23 protein-coding genes and 1 tRNA gene are annotated in these 26,719 nt (G+C 57.3%); 13 read left to right on the forward strand and 11 right to left on the reverse strand.

Annotated elements, in window-relative coordinates; genetic code table 11:
• Positions 1 to 3: 3 nt before the first annotated feature.
• Genes DY251_RS12255 through coaD form a run of 3 tightly spaced genes read right to left on the reverse strand, consistent with a single transcriptional unit; the run spans position 4 to position 1,638 of the window.
• Positions 4 to 513, reverse strand: a complete 510-nt coding sequence (locus DY251_RS12255) for a peptidylprolyl isomerase (protein ID WP_116624274.1) — start codon at positions 511 to 513, stop codon at positions 4 to 6.
• A 17-nt stretch (positions 514 to 530) separates the two neighbouring features.
• Positions 531 to 1,088 carry a peptidylprolyl isomerase gene (locus DY251_RS12260; protein ID WP_245415949.1) on the reverse strand — a complete coding sequence of 186 codons (558 nt, stop codon included), beginning with the start codon at positions 1,086 to 1,088 and terminating at the stop codon, positions 531 to 533.
• Positions 1,089 to 1,128: 40 nt separating this feature from the next.
• Entirely contained in the window at positions 1,129 to 1,638 is a 510-nt protein-coding gene (gene coaD, locus DY251_RS12265; protein WP_116624191.1) for a pantetheine-phosphate adenylyltransferase, read from the reverse strand.
• Between the two features lie 114 nt (positions 1,639 to 1,752).
• Between coaD and DY251_RS12270 the strand changes: the two genes are divergently transcribed.
• A complete protein-coding gene (locus DY251_RS12270; protein ID WP_116624192.1) occupies positions 1,753 to 2,025 on the forward strand; it encodes a hypothetical protein in 273 nt (90 codons plus the stop codon).
• On the opposite strand, the gene gyrA is transcribed toward DY251_RS12270, so the two are convergent.
• Positions 2,022 to 4,838, reverse strand: a complete 2,817-nt coding sequence (gyrA, locus tag DY251_RS12275) for a DNA gyrase subunit A (protein WP_116624193.1) — start codon at positions 4,836 to 4,838, stop codon at positions 2,022 to 2,024. The two genes, DY251_RS12270 and gyrA, sit on opposite strands and share 4 nt — an antisense overlap.
• 263 nt (positions 4,839 to 5,101) lie before the next feature.
• On the opposite strand from gyrA, the gene DY251_RS12280 reads away from it, so the two are divergent.
• Positions 5,102 to 5,743, forward strand: a complete 642-nt coding sequence (locus tag DY251_RS12280; RefSeq protein ID WP_116624194.1) for a MarC family protein — start codon at positions 5,102 to 5,104, stop codon at positions 5,741 to 5,743.
• A 30-nt stretch (positions 5,744 to 5,773) separates the two neighbouring features.
• Here the strand turns inward: DY251_RS12280 and DY251_RS12285 are convergent, their stop codons facing one another.
• Entirely contained in the window at positions 5,774 to 6,316 is a 543-nt protein-coding gene (locus tag DY251_RS12285; RefSeq protein ID WP_116624195.1) for a single-stranded DNA-binding protein, read from the reverse strand.
• Between the two features lie 764 nt (positions 6,317 to 7,080).
• Here DY251_RS12285 and uvrA point away from each other — a divergent pair.
• Positions 7,081 to 10,005, forward strand: coding sequence for an excinuclease ABC subunit UvrA (gene uvrA / locus DY251_RS12290; protein ID WP_116624275.1), 2,925 nt, complete (start codon positions 7,081 to 7,083; stop codon positions 10,003 to 10,005).
• 18 nt (positions 10,006 to 10,023) lie between these two features.
• Positions 10,024 to 10,827 (forward strand): DUF72 domain-containing protein, encoded by an 804-nt coding sequence (locus DY251_RS12295; protein WP_116624196.1) that lies wholly within the window; start codon positions 10,024 to 10,026, stop codon positions 10,825 to 10,827.
• Here the strand turns inward: DY251_RS12295 and DY251_RS12300 are convergent.
• Positions 10,808 to 12,319, reverse strand: coding sequence for an NAD(P)H-hydrate dehydratase (locus DY251_RS12300; RefSeq protein ID WP_116624197.1), 1,512 nt, complete (start codon positions 12,317 to 12,319; stop codon positions 10,808 to 10,810). The genes DY251_RS12295 and DY251_RS12300 overlap by 20 nt on opposite strands.
• Before the next feature lie 332 nt (positions 12,320 to 12,651).
• Here DY251_RS12300 and DY251_RS12305 point away from each other — a divergent pair, with 332 nt between their 5' ends.
• Complete coding sequence (locus tag DY251_RS12305; RefSeq protein ID WP_116624276.1) at positions 12,652 to 12,990, forward strand: P-II family nitrogen regulator; 339 nt, start codon at positions 12,652 to 12,654, stop codon at positions 12,988 to 12,990.
• Between the two features lie 55 nt (positions 12,991 to 13,045).
• Positions 13,046 to 14,455 carry a type I glutamate--ammonia ligase gene (gene glnA / locus DY251_RS12310; protein WP_116624198.1) on the forward strand — a complete coding sequence of 470 codons (1,410 nt, stop codon included), beginning with the start codon at positions 13,046 to 13,048 and terminating at the stop codon, positions 14,453 to 14,455.
• Positions 14,456 to 14,674: 219 nt separating this feature from the next.
• Here glnA and DY251_RS12315 read toward each other — a convergent pair whose 3' ends face one another.
• Complete coding sequence (locus DY251_RS12315; protein ID WP_116624199.1) at positions 14,675 to 16,561, reverse strand: MFS transporter; 1,887 nt, start codon at positions 16,559 to 16,561, stop codon at positions 14,675 to 14,677.
• Between the two features lie 219 nt (positions 16,562 to 16,780).
• Between DY251_RS12315 and DY251_RS12320 the strand changes: the two genes are divergently transcribed.
• Positions 16,781 to 17,062 (forward strand): hypothetical protein, encoded by a 282-nt coding sequence (locus DY251_RS12320; RefSeq protein ID WP_116624200.1) that lies wholly within the window; start codon positions 16,781 to 16,783, stop codon positions 17,060 to 17,062.
• 15 nt (positions 17,063 to 17,077) lie between these two features.
• Positions 17,078 to 17,770 carry an aspartate/glutamate racemase family protein gene (locus tag DY251_RS12325; protein ID WP_116624201.1) on the forward strand — a complete coding sequence of 231 codons (693 nt, stop codon included), beginning with the start codon at positions 17,078 to 17,080 and terminating at the stop codon, positions 17,768 to 17,770.
• Positions 17,771 to 17,780: 10 nt separating this feature from the next.
• Here the strand turns inward: DY251_RS12325 and DY251_RS12330 are convergent, their stop codons facing one another.
• The 4 genes from DY251_RS12330 to tig all read right to left on the reverse strand — a co-directional run bounded on the left by DY251_RS12330 (position 17,781) and on the right by tig (position 21,590).
• Entirely contained in the window at positions 17,781 to 18,590 is an 810-nt protein-coding gene (locus tag DY251_RS12330; protein WP_116624202.1) for an ATP12 family chaperone protein, read from the reverse strand.
• Positions 18,591 to 18,614: 24 nt separating this feature from the next.
• Positions 18,615 to 19,604 carry an RluA family pseudouridine synthase gene (locus tag DY251_RS12335; protein WP_116624203.1) on the reverse strand — a complete coding sequence of 330 codons (990 nt, stop codon included), beginning with the start codon at positions 19,602 to 19,604 and terminating at the stop codon, positions 18,615 to 18,617.
• A 68-nt stretch (positions 19,605 to 19,672) separates the two neighbouring features.
• Entirely contained in the window at positions 19,673 to 20,050 is a 378-nt protein-coding gene (gene crcB, locus DY251_RS12340; RefSeq protein WP_116624277.1) for a fluoride efflux transporter CrcB, read from the reverse strand.
• A gap of 67 nt (positions 20,051 to 20,117) precedes the next feature.
• The gene (tig, locus tag DY251_RS12345) at positions 20,118 to 21,590 is read right to left on the reverse strand and encodes a trigger factor (RefSeq protein ID WP_116624204.1); all 1,473 of its coding nucleotides are present in this window, start codon (positions 21,588 to 21,590) and stop codon (positions 20,118 to 20,120) included.
• Positions 21,591 to 21,923: 333 nt separating this feature from the next.
• Between tig and DY251_RS12350 the strand changes: the two genes are divergently transcribed.
• From DY251_RS12350 to DY251_RS12370, 5 genes are all read left to right on the forward strand, one after another.
• Positions 21,924 to 22,008: transfer RNA gene (locus DY251_RS12350), tRNA-Leu, on the forward strand.
• Between the two features lie 262 nt (positions 22,009 to 22,270).
• The gene (locus DY251_RS12355) at positions 22,271 to 24,433 is read left to right on the forward strand and encodes an Ig-like domain-containing domain (RefSeq protein WP_137113657.1); all 2,163 of its coding nucleotides are present in this window, start codon (positions 22,271 to 22,273) and stop codon (positions 24,431 to 24,433) included.
• 95 nt (positions 24,434 to 24,528) lie between these two features.
• The gene (locus DY251_RS12360) at positions 24,529 to 25,347 is read left to right on the forward strand and encodes a helix-turn-helix domain-containing protein (RefSeq protein WP_116624206.1); all 819 of its coding nucleotides are present in this window, start codon (positions 24,529 to 24,531) and stop codon (positions 25,345 to 25,347) included.
• 102 nt (positions 25,348 to 25,449) lie between these two features.
• The gene (locus tag DY251_RS12365) at positions 25,450 to 25,893 is read left to right on the forward strand and encodes an SRPBCC family protein (protein ID WP_116624207.1); all 444 of its coding nucleotides are present in this window, start codon (positions 25,450 to 25,452) and stop codon (positions 25,891 to 25,893) included.
• A gap of 9 nt (positions 25,894 to 25,902) precedes the next feature.
• Positions 25,903 to 26,697, forward strand: a complete 795-nt coding sequence (locus tag DY251_RS12370) for an FAD binding domain-containing protein (protein WP_116624208.1) — start codon at positions 25,903 to 25,905, stop codon at positions 26,695 to 26,697.
• Positions 26,698 to 26,719: the final 22 nt, after the last annotated feature.

Here is a 26,719-nt window from a genome sequence, read left to right on the forward strand (position 1 = left end):
CGATCAGGCGTCCGCCGCAACCTTCATGGAAACGATGCTGTCGGGGTCCTTCACCGGCTCGCCGCGCTTGATCTTGTCGACATTATCCATGCCCGAGATCACCTGCCCCCATACCGTATACTGCCGGTTCAAAAAGCCTGCATCGTCAAAGCAGATAAAGAACTGCGAGTTCGCCGAATTCGGGTTTTGCGCACGCGCCATCGAGCAGGTGCCGCGTCCGTGGTTCATATTCGAGAACTCGGCCTTCAGGTCAGGTTTGTCCGAACCGCCCATACCAGCCCGGCCGGGATTGAACGAAGAAGAGTCCTTTTTGCCGAATTTGACGTCGCCCGTCTGCGCCATAAAGCCATCGATCACGCGATGGAAAACCACGCCATCATATGCGCCTTCGCGGGCAAGCTCCTTGATACGCGCCACATGTCCCGGCGCGAGATCCGGAAACAACTCAATTGCGACATCGCCCTTCGTCGTCTCCATCAAAAGGACGTTTTCAGGATCACGGCCCTCAAGCACGCTCTTATTTTCTTCGCTCATTTATCTGCTCCAATTCGTGCCTTGATAATCTTGTCTGGGTCGCTTACCGACCCATTGTCCGCCTCGCTGCCGCGCTTGATCTTGTCCACGACATCCATGCCCTTCTCGACCTCGCCGACAATCGTATATTGTCCATCCAGAGGCGGGGCTGGCGAGAACATGATGAAAAACTGCGAGTTCGCCGAGTTTGGGTTTTGTGCGCGCGCCATTCCAACCGTACCGCGCACGAAATGCGCAGTGTTGGTGAATTCCGCTGGCAGGTCTGCCAGGTCCGAACCACCGGTTCCGACATTGGCGGCATCATAGCCGTCTTTCATGTCACCATAGCGTACGTCGCCAGTCTGCGCCATAAAGCCATCGATCACGCGATGGAACGCGACATTGTCATATGCACCTTCGCGCACCAGTTCTTTGATCTGCGCAACGTTTTTGGGCGCGAGGTCTGGCCGTAGGGCGATAACCACATCACCATCCTTCAGCGTAAGCACGAGCGTATCCTCCGGCGAAGCCGCGAAAGAAACGCTGCTAAACATGAGCCCAGCTCCAAGCAGCATGGCACCCGCCACTTTTTTCAATGGCATGTAAGACTCCTATCTATTTCTTCTTGCTTGGGAATTTTCCCTTGAGCGCCTTGACGACAACGGGCGGCACAAACGGCTTTACGTCTCCACCCATGGCCGCAATCTGGCGCACCAATGTGGCGGTAATCATACGCACTGGAGGGCTCGCAGGTAAAAACACCGTCTGAAGCTCGCCTGCCATTGCGCGGTTCATGCCCGCCATTCCCATTTCATAATCGAGATCGGTTCCATCGCGCAGCCCGCGAATGAGCAGTGTAGCGCCGGCCTTGCGCGCCGCATCAACCAGCAGACCATCGAACGAAATCACCTTGATGCGCTCGGCATCGGCTCCCAACGCCCCCCTGGCAATTTCCTCTATCAGACTTACGCGCTCGTCGAATGAGAAGATCGGCGTCTTGCCCGGATGCACACCAATCGCCGCAAAAACCGTATCGGCCAGCGCGAGCGCGCCCTTAAGCACGTCCAGGTGACCGTTAGTCGGTGGATCAAATGACCCGGCATATATGGCGACGCGATTTGACATGCTTGTACTACGACCGTTGTAGGTTGCCTGCTTTAGACGGTTTCCCCGTAATGCGAAAGCGCTGGCCTGCGCTCCATATGAATCCGTTTACCATTTCGCTTGGCGCTTCTTTAATTGCTTCAGGCGCATCGTGCTGGCGGGGATAAGGAATCGGACATCCACAAAGCTAGCGACGCCAGCAACGCTGCCGCGCAATGGGAGGATGCAACCTTTTTGCGGGCTCCCCGTTTGGGAGGGGTGGAGAACAACGTCATGATGATCACCATATTAGCAGCAGCAATGACCATTCTGATGCTCATCGCAACGGCGGTGGGGGTGCATCAGGAAGCAGAACGCGTCAGGCTCAAGGATCGCAGCGACCGCTCACGCGGTTTTGGTCGCTACTAACTCTTCTCCTCTGACGCATCGCTTACATCGTTTGGCGTCGCGTCGGCATTAGTAGCATCGGGAGATTCTGCGACCTCGTCCTCATCCGAACCTGACTCGCGTTCGTCCTGCGGCTCGGAAATGCGCTCAACAGAAACGACCTTTTCTTCGTCTGCCGTATTGAAGATCGTGACACCCTTGGTCGCGCGGCTCGCAATGCGGATGCCATTTACAGGCACGCGGATAACCTGACCGCCGTCAGAAACCAGCATGATCTGATCCTCATCGGCGACAGGGAAGCTGGCCACAAGCCTGCCAATCTCAGCTGACTTTGAAACATCGGTCGCGCGAATACCCTTGCCACCACGGTTCGTCAGCCGGAAATCATAAGACGAAGACCGCTTGCCATACCCATATTCCGTGACAGTCAGAACGAATTGCTCATGCTGCTTCAAGAATGCGTAGCGCTCATCGCTAAGCTCCTGATCTTCAGCAACTTCTTCATTCGTCAACGCGATGTCTTCTTCCTCGCTGCCTTCTAACCGGCGCTCGTTCACTGCGCGCTTGAGATAGGCGGCACGCTCCGCAGCATCCGCATTCACATGTTCGAGAATAGCCATCGATATGGCACGCTCGGACGCTCCGAGTTGCATGCCGCGCACGCCCTGCGACCCACGGCTCTGGAACACGCGCACATCCGTCACGGCAAAGCGGATACATTGACCGCTGCTGGCCGTCAGAAGCACATCATCATTTTCGGAGCATGTTTCGACCGCGAGGATAGCGTCGCCTTCCTCATCGAACTTCATCGCGATCTTACCGTTGCGGTTTACCTGCACGAAATCCGAGAGCTTGTTTCTGCGCACAGTACCGCGCGTCGTCGCGAACATGACATCGAGTTCGCTCCACTGAGCCTCATCCTCCGGCAGTGGCATGATGGCCGTGATCCTGTCACCATTCTCAATAGGCAACATATTGATCAACGCCTTGCCGCGGGACTGCGGCGTGCCGATTGGCAGGCGCCAAACCTTTTCCTTGTAGACGATGCCGCGTGACGAGAAGAACAGCACCGGCGTATGCGTGTTTGCCACAAACAGGCGAGTAACAACGTCGGTGTCCTTGGTGGACATGCCGGAGCGGCCCTTGCCGCCACGTGCCTGCGCCCGATAAATCGAAAGCGGAACACGCTTGATGTAGCCTTCATGCGTGACCGTGACGACCATGTCTTCGCGCGCGATCAGGTCTTCATCTTCCATGTCGGCGCCAGCGTCGGTGATCTCCGAACGGCGCGGCGTGCCGAACTCGTCGCGCACCGCCTCGAGCTCTTCCCGAACGATGGCCTGAATACGGGCGCGCGAAGCGAGAATATCGAGATAGTCCCGAATTTCGACGCCGATCTTGTTCAGTTCGTCGGCAATCTCGTCCCGACCAAGCGCGGTCAGGCGCTGCAGGCGCAATTCCAGGATTGCGCGCGCCTGCTCTTCCGAAAGATTGTAGGTGCCATCCTCATTGATGCGGTGGCGAGGATCATCGATCAGCCGGATCAGCGCCTCGACATCCGCCGCAGGCCAACGCCGCGTCATCAATTGCTCGCGCGCGGTTTGCGGGTCTGGCGCATTGCGAATGAGCTTGATCACCTCATCAATATTCTCAACGGCGATAGCAAGACCAACGAGCACATGAGCGCGCTCACGCGCCTTGCGCAGCAGGAATTTCGTGCGGCGACTTACGACCTCTTCGCGGAAGGACACAAAAGCCTTCAGCAGGTCGATGAGAGTCATGACTTCGGGCTTGCCGCCGTTCAGTGCGACCATATTCGCGCCGAATGAGGTCTGGAGCGGGGTATAGCGGTAGAGCTGATTCAGAATGACGTCGGCGACCGCATCCTTCTTCAACTCGACGACAACACGATACCCTTGCCGGTCGCTTTCATCGCGAATGTCAGAAATGCCCTCGATGCGCTTGTCGCGCACCAATTCGGCCATTTTCTCGATCATCGAGGCTTTGTTCACCTGATAGGGAATCTCGGTGACAACGATAGCTTCACGGTCGCCGCGCATAGGCTCGACATGAACCTTGCCCCGCATCTGGATCGAGCCGCGTCCGGTCGAATAGGCATTGTAAATCCCAGATCGACCAAGGATCAGGCCGCCCGTAGGGAAATCCGGACCTGGAATGATCTCCATCAAATCCGGTAATTCCATCGCTGGATTTTCCATAATGGCAATCGCGCCATTACAGACTTCCGTCAGATTGTGCGGCGGAATGTTGGTCGCCATACCGACGGCGATGCCGCCGGAACCGTTGACCAGCAAATGCGGGAACCGCGCAGGCAGCACCTTCGGCTCTTGCTCGGCACCGTCGTAATTATCCTGAAAATCGACAGTGTCCTTGTCGATATCCTCAAGAAGCTCGTGCGCGACCTTGGTAAGCCGCGATTCGGTGTATCGCATCGCCGCCGGAGGATCGGCATCGATCGAACCAAAGTTGCCCTGCCCGTCGATGAGCGGGACACGCAAGGACCAATCCTGCGCCATGCGCACCAGCGCATCATAGATCGAGGCGTCGCCATGCGGGTGATATTTACCCATGACATCACCGACGATGCGCGATGATTTAACGTGCTTGCGATTCCAGTGATAACCACCTTCATGCATCGCATACAGAATGCGACGATGCACGGGCTTCAGACCGTCGCGCGCATCAGGCAGCGCACGGCTGACGATCACGCTCATCGCGTAATCCAGATAGGAACGCTGCATCTCCTCAATAATGGAGATCGGTTCGATGCCTTCCGGACTATCCGGCCCGCCTGATGTCTTTTGGTCGGTCAAAATGGATCACAAATAACTGGGAATCACTGGCTCTTTATATAGGAAGTCGGGGCGGGACTCCAAATGTCGTTAAGCATTATCCCGCACAGTTTTTCATATTAAAATCAATGGAATACAAAGCATTATGCAGAATTCTCATTTTGATGGCGCAAGGTTTGTCGAAAATGTGGCCCGAACAGGTCTTTACAGCTCGATCTCAACTTCTTTCCCCTTGTCTAATTTAATGGCTACACTATAGCCACCGGCACTAAAGGGGATCACGCATGCCGAGTTACGAAATCCTGCTCAACGCCTTTGCGACGATCCTCGTTACAATCGATCCGCCCGGCCTTGCGCCGCTGTATCTGGCAGTTACACGAGGCATGACCGGCGATCAGCGCCGCGTCGTTTCCGTACGCTCATCCATCATTGCGTTTTTCATCCTCGCGCTGTTCTCCCTGGCTGGCAGCACCGTGCTTTCCATCCTTGGCATTACACTTCCTGCGTTCCGCGTGGCAGGTGGCATGCTGCTCTTCTACATCGCCTTTGAAATGGTGTTCGAGAAGCGTAACGACCGCAAAGAGAAAACCGCTGAAACGGCGATCACCAAAGATCACGTTCAGAACGTCGCCGCTTTTCCGCTCGCCATTCCGCTGATTGCCGGACCGGGCGCGATTTCCGCAGTTGTGCTGCATTCAGGCCGTTTGCCGACAGTCATGGGACAGATTTCTCTGCTCGCCATTATCCTTGTATGCTGCCTTATCACCTTTCTCGTATTCGTGCTGGCGCAGCACATTGACCGCTTCCTTGGAGAGACGGGTCGCTCGATCCTGACCCGTCTGCTCGGCGTGATATTGGCCGCTCTTGCCGTGCAATTCGTGGCTGACGGCATTCGGGCTTTGATGGGCGCATATGGCGGCGTCTAAACCGCCGCACCCATGAGCATCTTTCTCCGCTCAGAATGGGATGTCGTCGTCGAGGTCGCGCGAGAACCCACCGCCTCCACCACCACCGCTTCCGCCGCGATTGCCCGATCCGCCGCCGCCGCTGCCACGGTTGTAATCGTCACCTGGTGCTGACTGCCCGAAGTCCGAGCGCCCGCCACTGCTGCCGCTACCACCGCTATAGCCGACCTGCCCGCCTTCGCCGCGAGAATCGAGCATCTGCAATTCGCCGCGAAACTTCTGCAGGACGATTTCAGTCGTATACCGATCCTGCCCCTGCTGGTCCTGCCATTTGCGTGTCTGCAGCTGACCTTCAATGTAAACCTTCATACCCTTCTTCAGGTACTGCTCGGCTACCTTCGCTAGATTGTCGTTGAAGATGACAACGTTGTGCCATTCGGTCTTGTCGCGGCGCTCGCCGGAATTCTTGTCGCGCCAGCTTTCCGAGGTAGCAATACGCAAGTTTACAACCGGATCACCGGAATTGAGCCGACGAATTTCCGGGTCTGCCCCAAGATTGCCCACCAATATGACTTTGTTCACGCTTCCAGCCATCACGCGTCTCCTACGCTCATCCGAAACAGGGCTCTCATACACCAAATCTTATGGCGCGCTGGCCTCTGGCGCAGACACTCACCGCTATCCACAGGCAAATTTGTTCTTATTTTGTTCTTTTTGACCTGTCAACCGGCCAAAAAAATAAATGAGCCCCGGCGCAGCGCAAGCGAGGCTCATCTTGATAGACTATATCTATCGTCGGGCGAGTGAACTGGCCCTATAAACTTCGGATGCAAAGCGGCATTCGGCCGCGATCCGACTGAAGTTTCTAATTGTCAGGAAATATCGACGGGCGTGATTTGACCGGTCTTTAAGCGACCATCTGCGCCTACCGCAGCCCCACGGGTGCGTGGAGCCTGTTGGGACTGTCAGGTGGGGTCATTGCCTCCGCTCCTCTGCCCGTTTCTCCAATGTTATCAGCAGGATACACGCAGTTCCCCGCGGCGTCTCGCAGAGCATCGTCCAGACTTCTGCGGCTTCCAACTGCTAACAACAGCGAAATTTTGTCCCTCTAAGCCGCCCAGGTCAACTATTTTTCGCGCTCCTCGCGCAAAATGTGATCGAGATAAAAATCGGTCGCTTGACAATCCTGCTGACAGCCTTATGTCAGGAGAATGTTCGATCTTTGTTCTTTTTCACTTGCTCATGCGGCTGGAAGGCGGGTAGAGGGATTTCTCTTCGACATTTTGAAAAAAGCGCCCATATAAGGCGGGCCGGTTTTGTCCGGTCGATCCATCATCAGGCAGAGCGGCAAGAACGGCATGGCCGATCACAAGTTTATTTCCATTCGCGGCGCGCGCGAGCACAATCTCAAAAATGTCGATCTCGATCTGCCGCGTGACAGCTTGATCGTGATGACGGGCCTGTCCGGGTCGGGCAAGTCATCGCTGGCATTCGACACGATTTATGCGGAGGGCCAGCGGCGTTATGTGGAGAGCCTGTCGGCCTATGCCCGGCAGTTCCTCGAGATGATGCAGAAGCCCGACGTCGACCAGATCGATGGGCTTTCGCCGGCAATTTCCATTGAGCAGAAGACGACCTCACGCAATCCGCGCTCGACTGTCGGCACGGTCACGGAAATTTACGACTATATGCGCCTGCTTTTTGCGCGCGTGGGCGTTCCATATTCGCCTGCCACGGGGCTTCCCATTGAGAGCCAGACCGTAAGCCAGATGGTGGACCGCGTTCTGGCGCAGGAGGAAGGCACGCGGCTTTTTATAACGGCGCCAATCGTTCGCGGCCGCAAGGGCGAGTATAGAAAAGAGCTGGCCGAGCTCCAGAAAAAGGGCTTCCAGCGCGTCAAGGTGAACGGCATTTTTTATGAGATCGGCGAAGTCCCGGCGCTCGACAAGAAATATAAGCACGACATTGATGTGGTGGTGGACCGTGTGGTGGTGCGCGGAGACATTACTGCGCGACTGGCCGATTCGCTCGAAACCGCACTAAAGCTGGCCGATGGGCTGGCGGTGGCAGAATTCGCGGACAAGCCGCTGCCCGCTGAGGAAACTGCTGGCGAATCGGCGAATAAATCTAAGAACGAGACGCATGAGCGAATCCTGTTCTCGGAAAAGTTCGCCTGCCCTGTTTCCGGCTTCACCATTCCGGAAATCGAACCTCGGCTGTTCTCCTTTAATAATCCGTTTGGTGCTTGCCCGACTTGCGATGGCTTGGGCAGTCAGCGCGCCATCGATCCGCAATTGATCGTGCCCGATGACAATATTTCGCTGCGTGATGGTGCTGTTGCGCCTTGGGCGAAATCGACTTCGCCATATTACAACCAGACGCTTGAAGGACTTGGCAAAGCTTATGGCTTTAAGCTGGGCGACAAGTTCAAGGATCTTTCGAAAGATGCGCAGAGCGCGATTCTGAATGGCACCGGCGAGCGCGAAGTCACATTCAACTATGATGATGGTCTGCGCTCGTACAAAACCACAAAGACATTTGAAGGCGTGGTTCCAAATCTCCAGCGGCGCTGGAAGGAAACCGAATCTGCATGGATGCGCGAAGAGATTGAGCGCTTCATGTCCGCTACGCCCTGCCCTGCATGCAAAGGTTATCGTCTCAAACCGGAGGCGCTTGCGGTCAAGATCGCTGGCAAGCACATCGGCGAAGTTACCGAGCAATCGATCCGAAAAGCGGATGCATGGTTCACCGCCCTGCCCGACCAACTAAACGCCAAGCAGAATGAGATTGCGCTGCGCATTCTCAAGGAAATTCGGGAGCGCCTGCGTTTTCTCAATGACGTAGGTCTGGATTATCTGACGCTGGCGCGCAACTCCGGCACGCTGTCCGGCGGCGAAAGCCAGCGTATTCGCCTGGCATCGCAGATCGGGTCCGGCCTCACGGGCGTCCTTTACGTTCTCGACGAGCCCTCAATCGGCCTCCACCAGCGCGACAACGCGCGGCTGCTGGATACGCTCAAGCACCTGCGTGACATTGGCAATACCGTGATCGTCGTTGAGCACGATGAAGACGCAATATTGCACGCCGATTACGTCGTCGATATCGGGCCGGCGGCAGGCATTCATGGCGGGCGCGTCATTGCCGAGGGCACGCCGTCGCAGATCATGGCCAACCCCGCTTCGATTACCGGCAAATACTTGTCTGGCGAACTGTCAATTACCGTCCCTGCGGAGCGTCGCAAGCCCAAGAAGGGCCGTCGCATCAAAGTCGTTGGTGCGCGCGCCAACAATCTGAAGAATGTTACAGCGGAAATCCCGCTTGGCACTTTCTCCGCCGTGACGGGCGTTTCGGGTGGCGGTAAGTCCACTTTCCTGATCGAGACGCTGTTCAAGGCGGCGTCGCGGCGCATCATGGGCTCGCGTGAGCATCCCGCCGAGCATGATCGCATTGAGGGGCTCGAATTTCTGGACAAGGTCATCGACATCGACCAATCGCCCATCGGTCGCACGCCACGTTCCAATCCGGCCACATACACGGGTGCATTCACACCGATCCGCGACTGGTTCGCTGGATTGCCGGAGGCCAAGGCGCGCGGTTACCAGCCGGGACGCTTTTCGTTCAACGTCAAGGGCGGGCGCTGCGAGGCCTGTCAGGGCGATGGCGTCATCAAGATCGAGATGCACTTCCTGCCGGATGTCTACGTCACTTGCGACGTGTGCCACGGCAAGCGCTACAATCGCGAGACGCTGGAAGTCATGTTTAAGGGCAAGTCCATTGCCGACGTGCTGGACATGACGGTCGAGGAAGGCGTCGAGTTTTTTGCCGCGGTTCCTGCGGTGCGCGACAAGCTCACGACGCTCAATCAGGTCGGCCTCGGCTATATCCACATTGGCCAGCAGGCGACGACACTTTCTGGAGGCGAGGCCCAGCGCATCAAGCTGGCCAAGGAACTGTCCCGCAAGGCGACCGGCAAGACGCTTTACATTCTCGACGAGCCGACCACCGGCCTGCATTTCCACGATGTCGCGAAGCTGCTCGAAGTGCTTCACGAACTGGTGGATCAGGGCAACACCGTCGTGGTGATCGAGCACAATCTTGAGGTCATCAAGACCGCCGATTGGGTTCTCGATCTGGGACCGCAGGGTGGTGACGGAGGTGGAGAACTTGTCGCTTCGGGCACGCCGGAGGATATCGTCGCGGAGCGGCGCAGCTATACCGGCCAGTTCCTCAAAGAGCTTCTGGAGCGACGGCCGCACGAGCGCAAAGCCGAAGCAGCGGAATAGGCTTTTCGGGAGGAAACGATGAGCAAGAGCGGAACGATCCGCGCCGGGATGGGCGGCTGGACTTTTGAGCCGTGGGAGGGAACCTTCTACCCCGACAAGCTGCCCAAGAAGCAGCAGCTTCATTTCGCGTCTCGGCAGGTGCCAACCATTGAGGTGAACGGCACTTATTATTCCGGCTTCACGCCTGCGACCTACGCGAAATGGTTCGCCGAAACGCCGGATGACTTCGTCTTTTCGATCAAGGGAAATCGCTTCGTCACAAATCGCAAGGTTCTGGGCGAGGCGAGCGAGTCGATGGCGAAGTTTTTCTCGCAGGGTCTTGACGAGCTTGGACCAAAGCTCGGCCCAATCATCTGGCAGTTCGCACCGACGAAGAAGTTTGAACCGGATGATTTCGAGGCGTTTCTAAAGCTTCTGCCCGCAAAGGTGGGCGGCATTGCATTGCGTCATGCGCTAGAAGTTCGCAACATCTCTTTTGCCGTGCCGGAATTTGTTGCGCTTGCGCGCAAGTACAACGCCGCAATCTGCTACGCACACCATTTCGACTATCCCGAATTTGCCGATGTCACCGGTGACTTCGTTTATGCCCGGCTTCAAAAAGGCAGCGATGATGTTCCAACTGCCTACAAGCCGTCCGATCTGGGTAAATGGGTGGAGCGCGCGAAAATCTGGGCGGCAGGCGGTCAGCCGGATGATCTTCCTTATGCCGATCCTTCAACCAAAGCCGAGCACAAGCCGCGCGATGTATTTCTCTACATAATTCACGAAGGCAAAATTCGCGCACCGCAGGGCGCGGTGGCCCTCATGGAGCGCGTTGCCTAAGAAGTCTGGTCAGCACGCGCGGCAACATGGAAGGCAAATCTTCCGCTATCAGTCCGGGGCCGAATGTGTGCGCCGCTTCCGCATGGAGCCAAGCACCCGCGCACGCAGCTTCAAAGGGCGACATGCCCTGCCCCGCAAGTCCTGCAATAATGCCGGATAGCACGTCACCCGAGCCAGCCGTCGCAAGCAATGGCGTTCCGTTGCTGTTTATCGCGGCTCGCCCCTCGGGGTTGGCAATAACCGTGTCCGGCCCTTTGTAGACAATTATAGAATGCGCGCTTTTTGCTGCGGCCCGCGCCTTTTCAAGTTTCGAGAGACTCTTATCCGCGTGAATTTCAGGAAACAGCCGGCCAAACTCGCCTTCATGCGGGGTCAATATGGTTGCGTGGGCACCGTCCAAAGCGAATGAACCAAACCATTTCGCAGGCTCCTGCGCTATGATCGTCAGCGCGTCGGCATCCAGCACCACAACACGTCGAGCCGCACTTGCCGGTTGAACAACTGTTGCCAGCAATGCAGCCATATCGTTGTCGGTGCCCAGTCCCGGCCCTGCCACAAGCGCCGAAGGTTTGCGCTGATCCAGAAACGCTTGCGCATCATCTGGGCCGTCTATCCGCCGCAAGATTATTGAAGTCAGATGCACGGCATTCACGGCCAAGGATGCCGGCGGCGAAAGCAGCGTTACAGCACCTGCGCCAGATCGCGCGGCTGCCATTGCGGAAAGCCGTGCCGCGCCCGTCGCGGCCGGACCGCCGGAGAACACACCGACGTGGCCGCGACTATATTTGTAAGTATCCGCTGGAGGTCGCGGGAAATCGTCAATCCAAAGCGCTGGCAGATTTTCGAACGTTTGACTGCCGATTTCCTTCACCACGGCGTCCGAAATGCCAATGTCTCGAACGACCAGTTCGCCGCAGAACGCTCTGCCCGGATAGAGCAAGTGGCCGGGCTTTTTGCGCGCGAATGTCACGGTCACGGCGGCGCGGAACGTCGTGCCAAGTGCCTCGCCGCTTAGCCCTGAAAGCCCGGAAGGGAGATCGACAGCGACAACCGGAAGACCGGCTGCGCCTACTTTTTCGGCCACCGCACGCGCGGTGCCCTGCAACGGGCGCTCAAGCCCCGCACCATAGAGCGCATCCACCACAATCCCGCCCGGCAGCGGCTGATATTGTTCAAGTGGTTGCCTTTTCAGAATGCAATTTCGCGCGGCAATTTCCGCATCGCTTCCAGCGCGTGGATCACCATCCGTCCAAAGCGCGACGTGATATCCCGATGCCGCAAGAATAGTCGCGGCGACGTAACCATCCCCGCCATTATTCCCCGGACCGCACAGCACATCGATGCGGCCCGCATCGGGAAAGCGCTCAAAAACGATGTCGGCGACGGCTGCTCCGGCTCGCTCCATGAGGGCTATGCCGCTCAGCGGCCCCTGCTTTATCGCCAGTCGATCAACTCTGCCCATCTCTTGCGGAGTGAGAATTTCAAGCGCCATAGGGTTCCCCTTCTCACCTCAGGATAGGGCTACCGCATGGGTCGCCGCAACGCCCGCCACTGCCAGATCAACAAGCCGGGGTCGGTTGAAATGCACATTTTTTAGTCAACTCGCCCACTTTTTATGCACTGCTGCGGACGATAATCAAACGCGCGCTTCATGGCATCAGATCGGATGCAGACCGGCATGACGCGAACTGCATAGATTTTGTCGCGAGATTGCAAAAACTGAATTTTGCCCATGCCGCGCTTTGGATTGGCATGTTTCGTGCATTCGATAGGCGCAGAGGGGGTCTTCGGGCCCGCTTTTTTCTGTTGGAGGTTTGCATTGGCATGAAAAAGATCGAAGCCATCATTAAGCCGTTCAAGCTGGACGAAGTGAAGGAAGCCCTTCAGGAAGCCGGCCTACAGGGCATCACAGTTACAGAAGCCAAGGGTTTCGGTCGACAAAAGGGGCATACGGAATTGTATCGCGGTGCCGAGTATGTCGTGGACTTCTTGCCCAAGGTTAAGATTGAGGTCGTCGTTGCGGATGATTCCGCCGAGGCCGCAATCGAAGCAATCCGCAAGGCAGCCCAGACGGGGCGCATTGGTGACGGCAAGATATTCGTCTCCAACATTGAAGAAGTCATTCGCATCCGCACCGGCGAGACCGGCAACGACGCGATCTGATTGGGCCTGACGGTCCTGAACCATTCTATTTAACGTCATCACAGGGAAAATCAGCATGACGACAGCCAATGAAATCCTGAAGCAGATAAAGGACAACGACGTAAAATTCGTTGACCTGCGCTTCACCGACCCCAAGGGCAAATTGCAGCACGTGACGATGGACGTCATGGAGGTGAACGAAGACATGTTCGCTGATGGCGTGATGTTCGACGGCTCCTCGATCGGCGGTTGGAAGGCTATCAACGAATCCGACATGGTGCTGATGCCGGACCCCGCAACGGTCCACATGGACCCGTTCTTCGCGCACTCCACCATGGTTGTGATGTGCGACATTCTCGATCCGGTTTCGGGCGAGGCGTACAATCGCGATCCGCGCGGCACCGCCAAGAAGGCAGAGGCCTACCTCAAGTCGGAAGGCATCGGCGACACCATCTATGTCGGCCCGGAAGCCGAATTCTTCGTGTTCGACGATGTGAAATACAAGGCTGACCCTTACAACACAGGCTTCAAGCTGGACTCCAGCGAATTGCCGTCGAACGACGACACCGACTACGAGACCGGCAACCTAGGCCACCGTCCGCGCGTGAAGGGCGGCTATTTCCCGGTTCCACCGATCGACTCCTGCCAGGACATGCGCTCGGAAATGCTCACCGTTCTCGCTGAAATGGGCGTGCAGACCGAAAAGCACCACCACGAAGTTGCAGCAGCGCAGCACGAGCTCGGCCTGCGGTTCGACACTCTGGTTCGCAACGCCGACAAGATGCAGCTCTACAAGTATGTCGTGCATCAGGTTGCCAATGCTTACGGCAAGACCTCGACCTTCATGCCGAAGCCGATTTTCGGCGACAACGGTTCGGGCATGCACGTTCACATGTCGATCTGGAAGGGTGGCAAGCCGACCTTCGCGGGCAATGAATATGCCGGTCTTTCCGAGAGCTGCCTGTATTTCATCGGCGGCATTATCAAGCACGCCAAGGCAGTCAACGCTTTCACCAATCCGCTGACCAACTCGTACAAGCGTCTGGTTCCGGGCTATGAAGCGCCGGTTCTGCTGGCATACTCGGCTCGCAACCGCTCGGCATCCTGCCGTATTCCTTTCGGCAACTCGCCGAAGGCGAAGCGCGTTGAGGTTCGCTTCCCCGATCCAGGTGCGAACCCATATCTCGGTTTCGCGGCGCTTTTGATGGCTGGACTGGACGGCATCAAGAACAAAATCCATCCCGGTCAGGCAATGGATAAGGACCTTTATGACCTTCCGCCGAAGGAACTGAAGAAGATCCCGACGGTTTGCGGATCGCTGCGTGAAGCACTTCAGAGTCTCGACAAAGACCGCGGCTTCCTGAAGGCTGGTGGCGTGTTCGACGACGATCAGATCGACGCTTTCATCGAATTGAAAATGGCCGAAGTGATGCGCTTCGAAATGACGCCGCACCCGGTCGAATTCGACATGTACTACTCGGTCTAAGCAGACCGAACGGTTCGAAACAAAATGACCCCCGGAGCAATCCGGGGGTTTTTTCATGCGAATAGATGCGCATCTTGCGTGCAAAATAGATGAATTTCGGAAAAATACGGCCGTATAAATGGTTGGTTTGTGCCAAACGATGCGATTATACGGGCGTAAAAATGGAAAATGGCGCGGATCGCTCCGCGCCATTTCAGTTGAGCCGATTGATCGTTGCGATCAGTCTTTGGCGTTCAGGTTCGTACCGAGTGTATCGCGGACGAACAGTGTGCCGACGACCAGCGACATTGCTGCGATAACGATCGGATACCACAGGCCGTAGTAGATATCGCCAGCGGCAGCGCTCATTGCGAACACAGTTGCCGGAAGCAGACCGCCGAACCAGCCGTTACCGATATGGTAAGGCAGCGACATGCCGGTGTAGCGGATGCGGGTCGGGAACATTTCGACCAGGATCGCGGCAATCGGGCCGTAGACCATCGTGACGTAAAGCACGAGGATAAACAGGATACCGATGATCTTGGCCCAGCTGACGGCAGCCGGATCGGCGACCATCGTGTAAGTGCCAGCACCCGGTATCGAGTAGGTGGTCACTTCGGTTGCGCTGGCAGCCTCTTCCGCGGTCAGGATCTTGCTCTTGATCGCATCGGCGACGGCGACAACCTTCTTCTCACCAGCGCGGATCGTATCCGGCACCAGCGAAAGCTCAGGATTGGCCGCGACGAATGCATCAAGCTTCTGATCCGCAACCGTTGCTGCACCACGAACCAGCGGATAGCCAGCATCATGAAGCGCGGTGTGAATGCCCTTTACGAAGGCTGCGTTCATTCCGGCTGCTTTATCGCCTGCAGCGGTCGCATCGTAGGAATTGACCGTTTCTTCGCCAACCTTGACCGTTGCCGGAGTTCCCGGAGCGGCAGTCGCTGCAACATCATATGGCACCGAGTTCTTGGTGAGGAAGTCGGTAGCGATATCGCACGAGGTGGTGAACTTGCGTGTGCCGGTCGGGTTGAACTGGAAGTTGCAGTCTCCCGGAGCAGCGGTAACAGTTGCACGCACATTTTCCTGCGCAGCGGCGAGTGCCGGATTTGCGGCCCAGGTGAGCGCCTTGAACAGCGGGAAGTAGGTGACGATAGCGAGCAGCAGACCAAGCATGATGATTGGCTTGCGGCCTACGCGATCCGACAACCAGCCGAAGAACACAAAGAAGAATGTGCCGAGCGCCAGCGAGATTGCGATCATGATGTTGACCGACTGACCGTCAACTTTCAGAACGTTCTGGAGGAAAAACAGCGCATAAAACTGGCCCGTGTACCAAACGACAGCCTGACCGGCAGTGAGGCCGAACAGTGCAAGCAATGCGATTTTAGCATTTTTCCACTGGCCGAAAGCTTCCGAAAGCGGAGCCTTGGAACCTTTGCCCTCTTCCTTCATGCGCTTGAACGTTGGCGATTCATTCAAGGACAAACGAATCCACACCGAAACGCCAAGCAGCAAGACGGAGACCAGGAACGGCACGCGCCAGCCCCACGCGGCAAATGCTTCCTTGCCGAGATAAGTCTGCACCGCAAGGATGATCAGCAGCGAGAGGAACAGGCCCAGCGTCGCTGTCGTTTGAATCCACGAGGTGTAGTAGCCGCGACGATCGTCAGGCGAATGCTCGGCAACATAAGTTGCCGCACCGCCATATTCGCCGCCAAGCGCCAAGCCCTGCAACATGCGCAGCGCGATCAGGATGATCGGGGCTGCGATGCCGATGCTGGCCGAACCCGGCAGCAGGCCGACGATAAAGGTCGAAAGACCCATGATGAGAATAGTGACGAGGAAGGTGTATTTGCGGCCGACGAGATCGCCCAGTCGCCCAAACACCAAAGCGCCGAACGGGCGCACCAAAAAGCCGGCAGCGAAAGCGAGAAGCGCGAAGATGTTTCGCGTGGCTTCAGGATACTGGCTGAAGAAGGCCGCGCCAATGAAGGCGGCAAGTGAGCCATAAAGATAAAAATCATACCATTCGAAAACAGTTCCAAGCGACGAGGCGAAGATAACTTTCTTCTCCTCACGCGTCATACCGCGCGAACGATCGCCGGCAGCCGAAGCCATTGCCATTGGGGTTTCCCCTCCCTTTTTGGGGCCATTTACTTATGTCGCGTCTTCTGCCGACAAGCCGAAGAATCCTCAAGACGCGGACATCGCGAATGTATGGCACAAGCAATCTCTAAAGTGCAGCGATGCGATGGTCTTATGACTTTCGTATTACGCGCGCACATTTAGCCGTTTTGCGCTCGCGCCTTTTTGTGTCAGCATTGGCCTTGGGAGATAAGTTTTATGGACTTTTTCAATTTGCTTGGCGGGCAACTCGCCGATCCATTTCGCATCGCGCTTATTATCGGACTGCTGATAACCTCCAACAACACGGCCCCACAAATTGGCCGATCCATCCCGCTGGTGCTCGGCGTGGTGTTCGTGGCGATACTGATTCCGACTGCATTCGGAACCGGCGAACATGGAATGGTGCCGGTGGTGGCTGTCGGCATATTGGCGAATTTGCTGATATTTGCAGCATGCTGGCTGGTGCTCAGCATAATCAAACGCGTCATATCGAGATGATCTGACGAGGGGCTTTTGAAAACCATCGGCATTCTGGGCGGCATGTCTGCCGCTTCCACCCAAACCTACTATCGTGAACTTTGCGCGCTTGTTCGCAACCGATTGGGCGGCCTGCACTCGCCGGAATTGCTTATCCGCTCTCTTGATTTCGCGAGGATAGAGCAGCTGCAAGTGGCAGGCGAATGGGAGCAGGCTGGCGACATATTGAATGCGGAAGCAGTAGCTCTGGAACGCGGCGGAGCCGAACTCTTGATGCTGGCGACCAACACGATGCACAAGCTGGCCGACCAGATGATGCGCGGTGTTCGCATTCCGCTGCTGCACATTGCAGACGCAACGGCGGATCGTATTTGTAGATCGGGCTTTCAACGCCCCGGCCTGATGGCCACCGCATTTACGATGGAGCAGAGTTTTTACACGGATCGATTGGTGGCCGCGGGGCTTACTCCGATCATACCGGACACAGCCGACCGGACTCTAACGCATCAGATTATCTATGCCGAACTTTGCCGCGATGTTATTTCCGAGGAAAGCCGCGCGAAGTATATCGGCATCGCTGACCGCCTCGTCGCGCGCGGCGCGGATTGCATGATTCTTGGCTGCACCGAAGTTGGAATGTTACTCAATCAAGGCAATGTTTCAGTGCCGGTGTTCGACACCACGCTTATTCATTGCGAGACTGCAATCGATCTCGCGCTGGAGAATTGAGCCGAACCCGCTACGCCCGCAGGGATTGAAGCACTGACGCGGCGGCCGCAAAATCGCGATGGCGCGCATTGCGCCGTGCAAGCGCCTCAGCATCCTGCCCCCAATGCTCGATCTGCCAATCCTCATCGACATGCGCAGCAAGCCAAGCCTGTTCGGCATCCAGCGTGCCAGATTCAACGGCGAGCGCCAAAAGCGCGGAGCCCGAAATCGAGGTCATGAGATGCAGCGCAGCCAGCCGCAGCGCGCGAACTGACGGCTCATCACCCAACCGATGCGCCAAATGCGTGCGCAGCGCCTGAATTGCCAGCGGGCTTTGCTTGATGTGCATAACGCCCTCAGCCAGCGCAAAACGCGCCTGTAATGCATTGGCCGCCCAATCCAGAACCGGATCCCACGCTTCGTTCTGACGGTCAACGAGCTTTTCCGGCGAATCCGCCCGATAGCAGAGCATATCTGACGAGGCAAAACGCAGGATGTCCTCAAGCACGGCGTCAGCTTCATTCGCGACACCATCAATCGCCGTATTTACGAGCCTGGTGACGGGCATCGTTGCCGGGTTGATTTCATCGGCCTGCGCGGCGAACTCATCCGCAATCAGTTTTGCGGCAGCGCGATTTGGCAGAACAACAGGCACCCTGCCCGGCGTGCGCACCGCCTTGCCATCGAGCATAATGCTAACGCCGCCATCAACATCCGCCAGCGTCACGTCCTTGTAAAAGCGCTTGGGCAGCGGCGTGCGCATCTGATTTTGCGCCCGGCGTGTCGGGTCCGGATCAGAGAGAAATTCACCGGATTCCAGATCGTTCAAAATATCACGCATTTGGAACTCCTTGAGTGTCAGCCATCAATCCGCAAGCTCGCCTGCCGTGGCTTCATCAAAGCCCAGCAGGTTCCAGCTTTGCTTCATATGGGGCGGCAGCGGAGCCGTTACATCCACCACGCCGCGATCCGGATGCGGAATCACAATGCGGCGCGCATGAAGATGCAGCCGATTCTGCAGTCCGCCGGGAAATTCCCAGTTCGTATCCGCCTCAAAATATTTCGGGTCACCGATGATGGGGTGGCCAATGTGGGCCGCGTGAACGCGCAATTGGTGGGTACGCCCGGTGTATGGTTCCATCTCCAGCCACGCCAGCGCCTGGCCCGCATTATCTACCACGCGATAGAACGAAACGGCATGGTCGGACCCCTCTTCGCCGTGCCTGGCCACGCGCATCCGGTCGCCATCGGGCGTTTGCTCCTTCACCAGCCAGGTCGAAATCTTGTCCTCACGCTTGCGCGGGACACCTTTGACCAGCGACCAGTATGTTTTCTTGGTTTCACGCGCACGGAACGCCTCCGCCAGCTTCATCGCAGCATGGCGCGTGCGGGCGACGACAAGCACGCCGGACGTGTCACGGTCGAGACGATGCACAAGGCGCGGCTTCTCACCCTTCTTGTTTCGCCACGCCTCCAGCATGGAATCGACATGGCGGACCACACCCGAACCACCCTGCACCGCCAGACCCGCAGGCTTGTTGAACACGAACACCTTGGGGTCTTCATAGAGAAGCATCTGTGCCAGCACATCCGCATCGCCCTGATTGCGGATCGTGTTTGCCGTCAGCGGGCCATCGCCTTTGCGGTCGATCTCCAGCGGCGGCACGCGTATGGATTGGCCGGGCTCAAGCCGCGTGTCAGCTTTCACGCGCCCACCATCAACGCGAATCTGGCCGGAACGCAGCAGCTTTTGCAGATGGCCAAAGCCAAGGCCCGGATAATGGACCTTGAACCAGCGATCGAGCCGCATGCCCTGTTCGTCCTTATCGACGAGAATTTGCTCAACGCCTGCCATTTATTTTTCCTTGCGCACCTTCGCGAGGCACAGCGGGATGAGAGGTAAATTGCACCTTCGCCTGCCACCTAACCCACGCTGCGGACGAACCACAGACCGACGAACACGGCGGCAAGCGAACCGAGCACGCTGACGACCGCATAGAGCAAGGCGGTGTTCATTGTCCCGCGCTCCCACAATGTCGCAAAATCGAGCGAAAAGGCAGAAAACGTGGTGAAACCACCGAGAACGCCCGTTGCCAGAAAGAGCCGCACCGACTGGGTGTCACCCGAGCGCCGCGCCAGAACGGCAATAAGCACGCCCATGAGAAAACAGCCGACAAGATTCACCGTCAGCGTGCCGAACGGGAAATTGGGCCCGGCAACCCGCATCGCCCCCACATTTGTGAGGTGGCGCAAACCTGCGCCAATTGCGCCACCAATCATGACAATGAGCAGCTCCGTCATGCGCCTACCTCCAAACAGGAAGGCCGCCTTGCGGGCGGCCTCCGAAATCACGTCTGACGGGCGATGATTACTCTCCGTCCTTCGCGGCCTTCTTCTTGGCCGGAGCCTTCTTTTTCGGCTCGGCGTCATCTTCCGGCTTCTCAGCCTTGTCGGCCTTTTTAGCCGCTGCCTTCTTCGCTGGCTTTGCCGGAGCTTCTTCGTCCTCGTCGTCAGCCGTCAACTCGTCCTTCGACACCTTCTTGTCGGTGACGGAGATCTTGCCGAGCAGGTCGTCAACAACCTTTTCTTCGAAGATCGGCGCGCGCAGCGTTGCCAGCGCATTCGGGTTCGAGCGGTACATCTCGAAAACCTGCTGCTGCTGTGCCGGCGGATAGCGGCGGACGGTCTCGAAGAGCGCGCGCTGCACTTCATCGTCAGACACCTGAACGCCAGCCTTTTCGCCGATTTCGGCGAGAACCAGACCAAGACGAACGCGGCGTTCGGCCAGGCGCTGATACTCGGCGCGGGCTTCTTCTTCCGTGGTTTCCTCATCCTCGAAGGTGCGGCCAGCGAGTTCGAGATCGCGGTTCACCGTCTGCCAGATGTTGCTGAATTCAGCCTCAACGAGATTCGACGGAGCCTCGAACTGATAGGACTTGTCGAGTTGATCGAGAAGCTGACGCTTCACCTTCTGGCGCGTAATCGAGCCGAACTGGCTTTCGATCTGGCTGCGGACGATTTCCTTGAGACGATCAAGCGATTCGAGGCCAAGCGACTTGGCAGTCTCGTCGTTGATTTCCAGCTTGCCCGGCTTCTCGACAGCCTTGACGGTGACGTCGAAGGTTGCCTCGCGGCCAGCAAGATGCGGCGCGCTGTAGTTCTCCGGGAAAGTGACCGTGATGACCTTTTCCTCGCCAGCCTTGAGGCCAACAAGCTGATCTTCAAAGCCGGGGATGAACTCCTTGGAGCCAAGCACCAGCGGCTGGTCCTGACCGGCGCCGCCATCAAAAGCCTCGCCATTCAGCTTGCCGAGATAGTCGATGGTGACGCGGTCGCCGTCAGCGGCCTTGCCTTCCTTCGGCTCGTAGCTGCGCGCGGATTCGGCAACGCGCTGGACCTGCTCGTCAACTTCCGTATCCGGCACGTCGTAAACCGGGCGCGTGACCTTGATGTCCGAAAAATCCTTGATCTCAATGGCCGGGATGACCTCGTAAGCGAGATCGAACTCGAAATCCGCATTGCCGGAAAGGATCTTTTCAGCTTCCTTCTCGTCCTCGGTCATCTTGATTTCCGGCTGCATGGCAGCCTTTTCGCCGCGCTCGGAAAGAATATCGCGAGCCGAGTTCGACAGAACCTCGTTGACCACTTCGGCCATGAAGGACTTGCCGTACATCTTGCGCAGGTGCTGCATCGGCACTTTGCCCGGACGGAAGCCATTGATGCGAACCTTGTCTTTCGCGTCGGTCAGGCGCTTGACCAGCCGGGCTTCCATATCCCCCGCGGGCACCTTCACCTTTATTTCGCGCTTGAGACCGGTGTTGAGCGTCTCGGTAACCTGCATTTTTTAACCCTTATTATCACCGCCACGAGGCGGGTTTTCCGTGACAACCTGATGGAATTCTGTGCCGGTGTGGCGTCGGATTGACCGTTCGGAGCTGCGCATTTTCATCGCGCTTCCTCAAGATCTTTCCACTAACGCGTCTAAGCTTTTGTTATACCTTGCCTTTTTCTCGAAAGATCACAGCAAGCCGCTGGCCCGGTCACGTCCGGCTGGCCTTTTGTCATAGCCGACATAATTTTTCAACCGAATTTGCCAAGCTGTGCAGAGCCTGCGAATCCGATGCACCTTCACATTGACAGAATGATGGCTGCATGTGATGTGCACCGCCGGAACGCGGATGTGGCGGAACTGGTAGACGCCCCGGATTTAGGTTCCGGTGCCGCAAGGCGTGGGGGTTCGAGTCCCTTCATCCGCACCACCCCCTGACAGATCAAAGCATGGCCTCTCGCACTCGAGATGATTCTTGCAAATGCCGTTCATGGTGTTGCTGCCGATGCAAGGGCGTTGTGACTACGCGATGGGCGCATGACATTCTATCAAAAGATGTAGATCGGGAATGATCTATACCCCCTCGTGAGGGGGTGGGTATGCTAATCAATTACATGGAAGAACCTGTGGGGGACTCTTTGTGCGCGTGCCCGCGCGCTAAGGGGAGATCATCGCCAACACAGAAATTACATATGCCCCGCACCTCCAGAATGCTTTCGATTTTCGTTGTTCTTTGCGTCCCTATTCTGGGCGCGGCGGCGGTGTTTATCGATCATCGTCCGCACACCGTTGCGATTTTTCCGAAGCCATCTTCCGAGGTTGCGACGCTGAAAAATATTCGTGTCGCATTCGACCGTCCGCTTGCTGCCGAGCAGGTTCGTGTAACCATTGAAGGCAAGGCGGGTGACGCGGCACCCTTTGCGATCAAGGGAAGCGTTCATGTGCAGACTGGCAACACGATCAATTTTGCCGCGGACCAGACGCTGGCGCCCGCAAACTATCACGTGACAATTCATGCGGAAGACAAGCAGCTTGCCGACTGGCGGTTCACCGTCGCTGATACGCCCAGGAACGATGAGAGCGGCGCGCCGATTTTGATCGTTGGCGGCGACGCGAGCGACCTCAACCCCTACTATACTGAAATATTGAGTGCGGAAGGCTTCACGGGCTTCAAGACCGCGAGCAAATCGGAATTCGCCAAGCTCGACCTTGCGGGAATCCAATCGATCATCGTTTCGGGTGATCTGGACAATTCTGGTTCTGCACGCCTGAAGGAATGGGTCGAAAACGGCGGCAATCTCGTTGCAGTAATGCCTACGGGCGCTCTCGCGGACCTGGCAGGCGTCAAGGCGCTATCTGTAATCAATGGTGAAGGCTATTTCCAGATCGACACCGGCAGCGCGCCCGGCAAGGGGCTGGTGTCGCAACCGATCCAGTTTCACGGCGATGCCAAGAGATTTGCGGCAAACGACGATGCGAGGGTTTTTGCGACACTGATTTCGGGCCCGGACAAATCGACGTCGCCAGCTGCGACGATCCGTACGGTTGGCGCAAATGGCGGTCAGGTCGCGGCATTGGCGTTTAATCTGGCCAAGTCCGTCGTTTTCACGCGCCAAGGCAACCCCGCATGGGCCGGGCAGGATCGCGACGGTATGGCACCAGTCCGGCCGAATGATCTGTTCTTTGGAAACTCCAAAACCGATCCGCAGCCGGACTATCTGGACGTGAACAACGCGCAAATCCCGCAGGCAGACGAAACGATGCGCCTGCTGACCAACGTGCTGGAATATATGCAGCGTGACGCGTCCCCGATTCCGCGCTTCTGGTATTTTCCAAAAGACTACAAGGCTGCACTGGTGATGGCGGCGGACGACCACGGCACCAAAGACGGCACGCGCAACTTCTTCGAAATGCTGGATCTGGCCAGCCCGGCGGGTTGCGACATGACGCAGTGGACCTGCGCCCGCGCGACTTCGTTCATTTATCCAGATAGCGGTCTGTCGAACAGTGACGCCGAGTTCTACAACTCAATCGGATTCGACACAGGCGCGCACGTTACGACCAATTGCGAGGACTGGACGCGAGAATCCCTCGACAATTCCATCGCGGCCTATCTGTCGTTTTTCCAGGTGCGCTTTCCCGAACTTCCCACCCAGCGCGGCAGTCGGCTGCACTGCATCGCATGGTCAGACTACACCACGCAGGCAGAGGTTGAGCGAAGCTGGGATATTCGCTTCGACATGAACTATTATCACTGGCCAAAGGACTGGCTGAAGAACAAATCCGGCTTTATGACCGGCTCCGGCTTGCCAATGCGGTTCAGTAAGACGGATGGCGAAATCATAGACGTCTACCAGCAGGAAACGCATTTGGTTGACGAGGTTTTCGTAGACAACTTGCCAGCCGTCGAAGAGCTATTCGCGAAAGCCTTCGGCCCCGAAGGCTTCTACGGCGCGTTTGGTACACATTTCGATTTCAACAATGACTTCGCTCCAAAGATGATCGAACTTGCACACAAGTGGCAGGTTCCGATGATTTCAGCGGCGCAATTGCTGGATTGGGAAAACGCGCGTTCGCATTCGCAAATTTCCGACCTTCAGTGGGGCGTTCAAACGCTGCAATTCAAGATGCAAGCAGCCCCGGCGACGGGTGGAGCGCTGACAACGATGGTGCCAATGCGCACAAACGACATGGTGCTGGCTGCGATTTCGCTCGATGGCAAGCCGGTCGAATTCAAGACAGCGGAAATCAAGGGCGTGCAATATGCCTTGTTCCCCAGCGCCAACGGAACGTATTCGATCCGGTATAATTCGAGCTTCAGCGCGGATGAAACGGGTTCGGTTTCGCCGTTGTAAGCAGACTCCCCTACTCCGAACTGTGACTTGACGCAGCAAGCTGGTAAGACCACAATTTCCCACAGCGTTCGTGGAGGAGCGCTCTGGGAGGAGAGATGGCCTCGATCAAGCTCTATAAGGGCGCGTTCGGGCATGTATCGATGCTGAACGCGGCGAGCGACCTCGTCACACATGCTCACGGCGAAGCGCACCTCATTATCTGGCTGGAAGGTGACGCCGGCGAGATAATGGTTGGCGAACGACGTGTGACGCCGGGCCCTGACTGCGCCATCGGGGTCAATTCATTCGAGCCGCACAGCCATAGTTTTTCGCCCGGAGAAGAGCCGGGACGTTTTCTCGCATTCTATATAGAGCCTGATTGGGCCGCGCAGCGACTTGGGCCGAAGCCGGCAACTAAGCTGTTTCAGGAGCCGAGTATCGCGCTGGAGCCTTGGCTTCGCGCGGCGGCGGTGAGTCTTGTTGACAGGCTTGAAACGGAATGGGGCTCAGCAGACCTCAATGTTTATGAAGTGGAGCGGCTTATAGACCAGCTGTTCGAAGCAGCGCTGTCGGCGCGGTCGGCGAAGGGTATGCCCGGAACCCATCTTGATTTCCGGGTGCGCAAGGCCGTCGAGATGATGCGCGCCAACGTTTCGGGCAGAATGAATTTCGACAAGATGGCTCGCAATGTGGGGCTGTCGCGCCCACACTTTTTCGCGCTGTTTAAGGAACAGATGAACCTGACGCCTAATGTTTACTGGAACACACTGCGCATGGAAGAAGCGCTGCGACAGGTGGAGGCAGATGGCGAATCGCTCACCGCGGTGGCGTGCAATCTGGGGTTCACCACGCAGAGCAACTTCACGCGCTTTTTCCGCGATCACGCGGGCGTGCCGCCTGCCGTTTATCGCGAAGCGGCGCGCGGCGCGGCGTAGCGCGCGTTTATCAGACTTTTCGGCAAGCAACCAAGACGCATTGATAAGCGTCGCGAACGGCTGCGCCTAGCATGGACCTCACGCAGGATGTGAGGAGAACACATGCCCACGATTATTATTTCCAGCGTCATCGACGCGCCCATTGAAAAAGTGTGGGAACGAATCCGCGATTTCAACGGCCTGCCGAATTGGCACCCGCGCATGGTGGAAAGCGAGATCGAAGGCGGCAAGTCTGCAACGGAAATCGGCTGTGTGCGCAAGTTCAAGGTGGCAAGCGGCGCGATGATCCGTGAACAGCTGCAGAGCTTTTCGGATGGCGACAGGACCGTCACTTATTCGATCATCGAACACCCCGCCCCGATCAGCAACCATAGCTCGACGCTGAAGCTGACCCACGTGACCGATGGCGATCGGACATTCGCGGAATGGAGCGCGACGTTCGACGCCCCGGCCGAAAAGTGCGACGAGATTGCCAAGGGAATGGGCGAGAATGTTTTTCAAGGCGGATTCAATGCCTTGAAAGAGCATTTTTCGAAGAAGGGTTAGGAGGCTGCCATGCCACTTTCGCTTCGCTCGTTTGGCACGGTGGAAGAAGCTTCAGCCGCGCTAAAGGCTCCAAACGCACGCTATCTGGGCGGTGGTACTCTGGTGGTGCGCGCCGCCAATGAGGGCGACCTGACGTTCGATACATTCGTGCGCGCGACCGATGCGCGGCTGCGCAATATTGAAATTACGGGCAGCACGGTGACGCTCGGCGCCAGCGTCACAATGGCGCAAATCGTCAAGCACCCTGCCCTTGCCTTTCTCGCACCAGCGGCCCGCGCGGTCGGTGGCCCCGCCATAAGGAATATGGCGTCGGTCGGCGGCAACCTGTTCGCCCCCGCCCCTTATGGCGACTTTGCGGTTGCTCTGCTGGCGCTCGGTGCGCGCGTCGATGTCGGCGGCAAAACCGTCGACATCGACCGGTTTCTGGCGACTCGTGACGAGAGCCGCGACGTGGTGAGTGCGGTTCATTTTGAGCTGCCAAAGGAAGGCGCGTTTCGATTTGCGAAGGTGTCGCGGGTGAAGCCAAAGGGCGTCGCCGTGCTTTCGATCGGCGCGCTGATTGAACAGGACGGCGCGGGCGCGGTGAAGGCCGCTCGCATCGCGCTCGGCTGCATGGCTGACCGCCCAATGCGGGCTAAGGCCGCAGAGAAAGCGCTGATCGGTTCGATGCTGACGGAAGATGGCATCGCCGGCGCCGCTGCGACGGTTGGTGAGGGCACGGAGCCGATCACCGATCCAGTGGCCAGCGCGTGGTATCGCGCCGAAGTGCTGCCGGTTCACTTGCGGAGGCTTCTTCTGAAATAGCCCCCAAAACCAACCTAACGCC

The organism is Mesorhizobium denitrificans, from assembly GCF_003403035.1.
Classification (GTDB): Bacteria; Pseudomonadota; Alphaproteobacteria; order Rhizobiales; family Rhizobiaceae; genus Mesorhizobium_G; species Mesorhizobium_G denitrificans.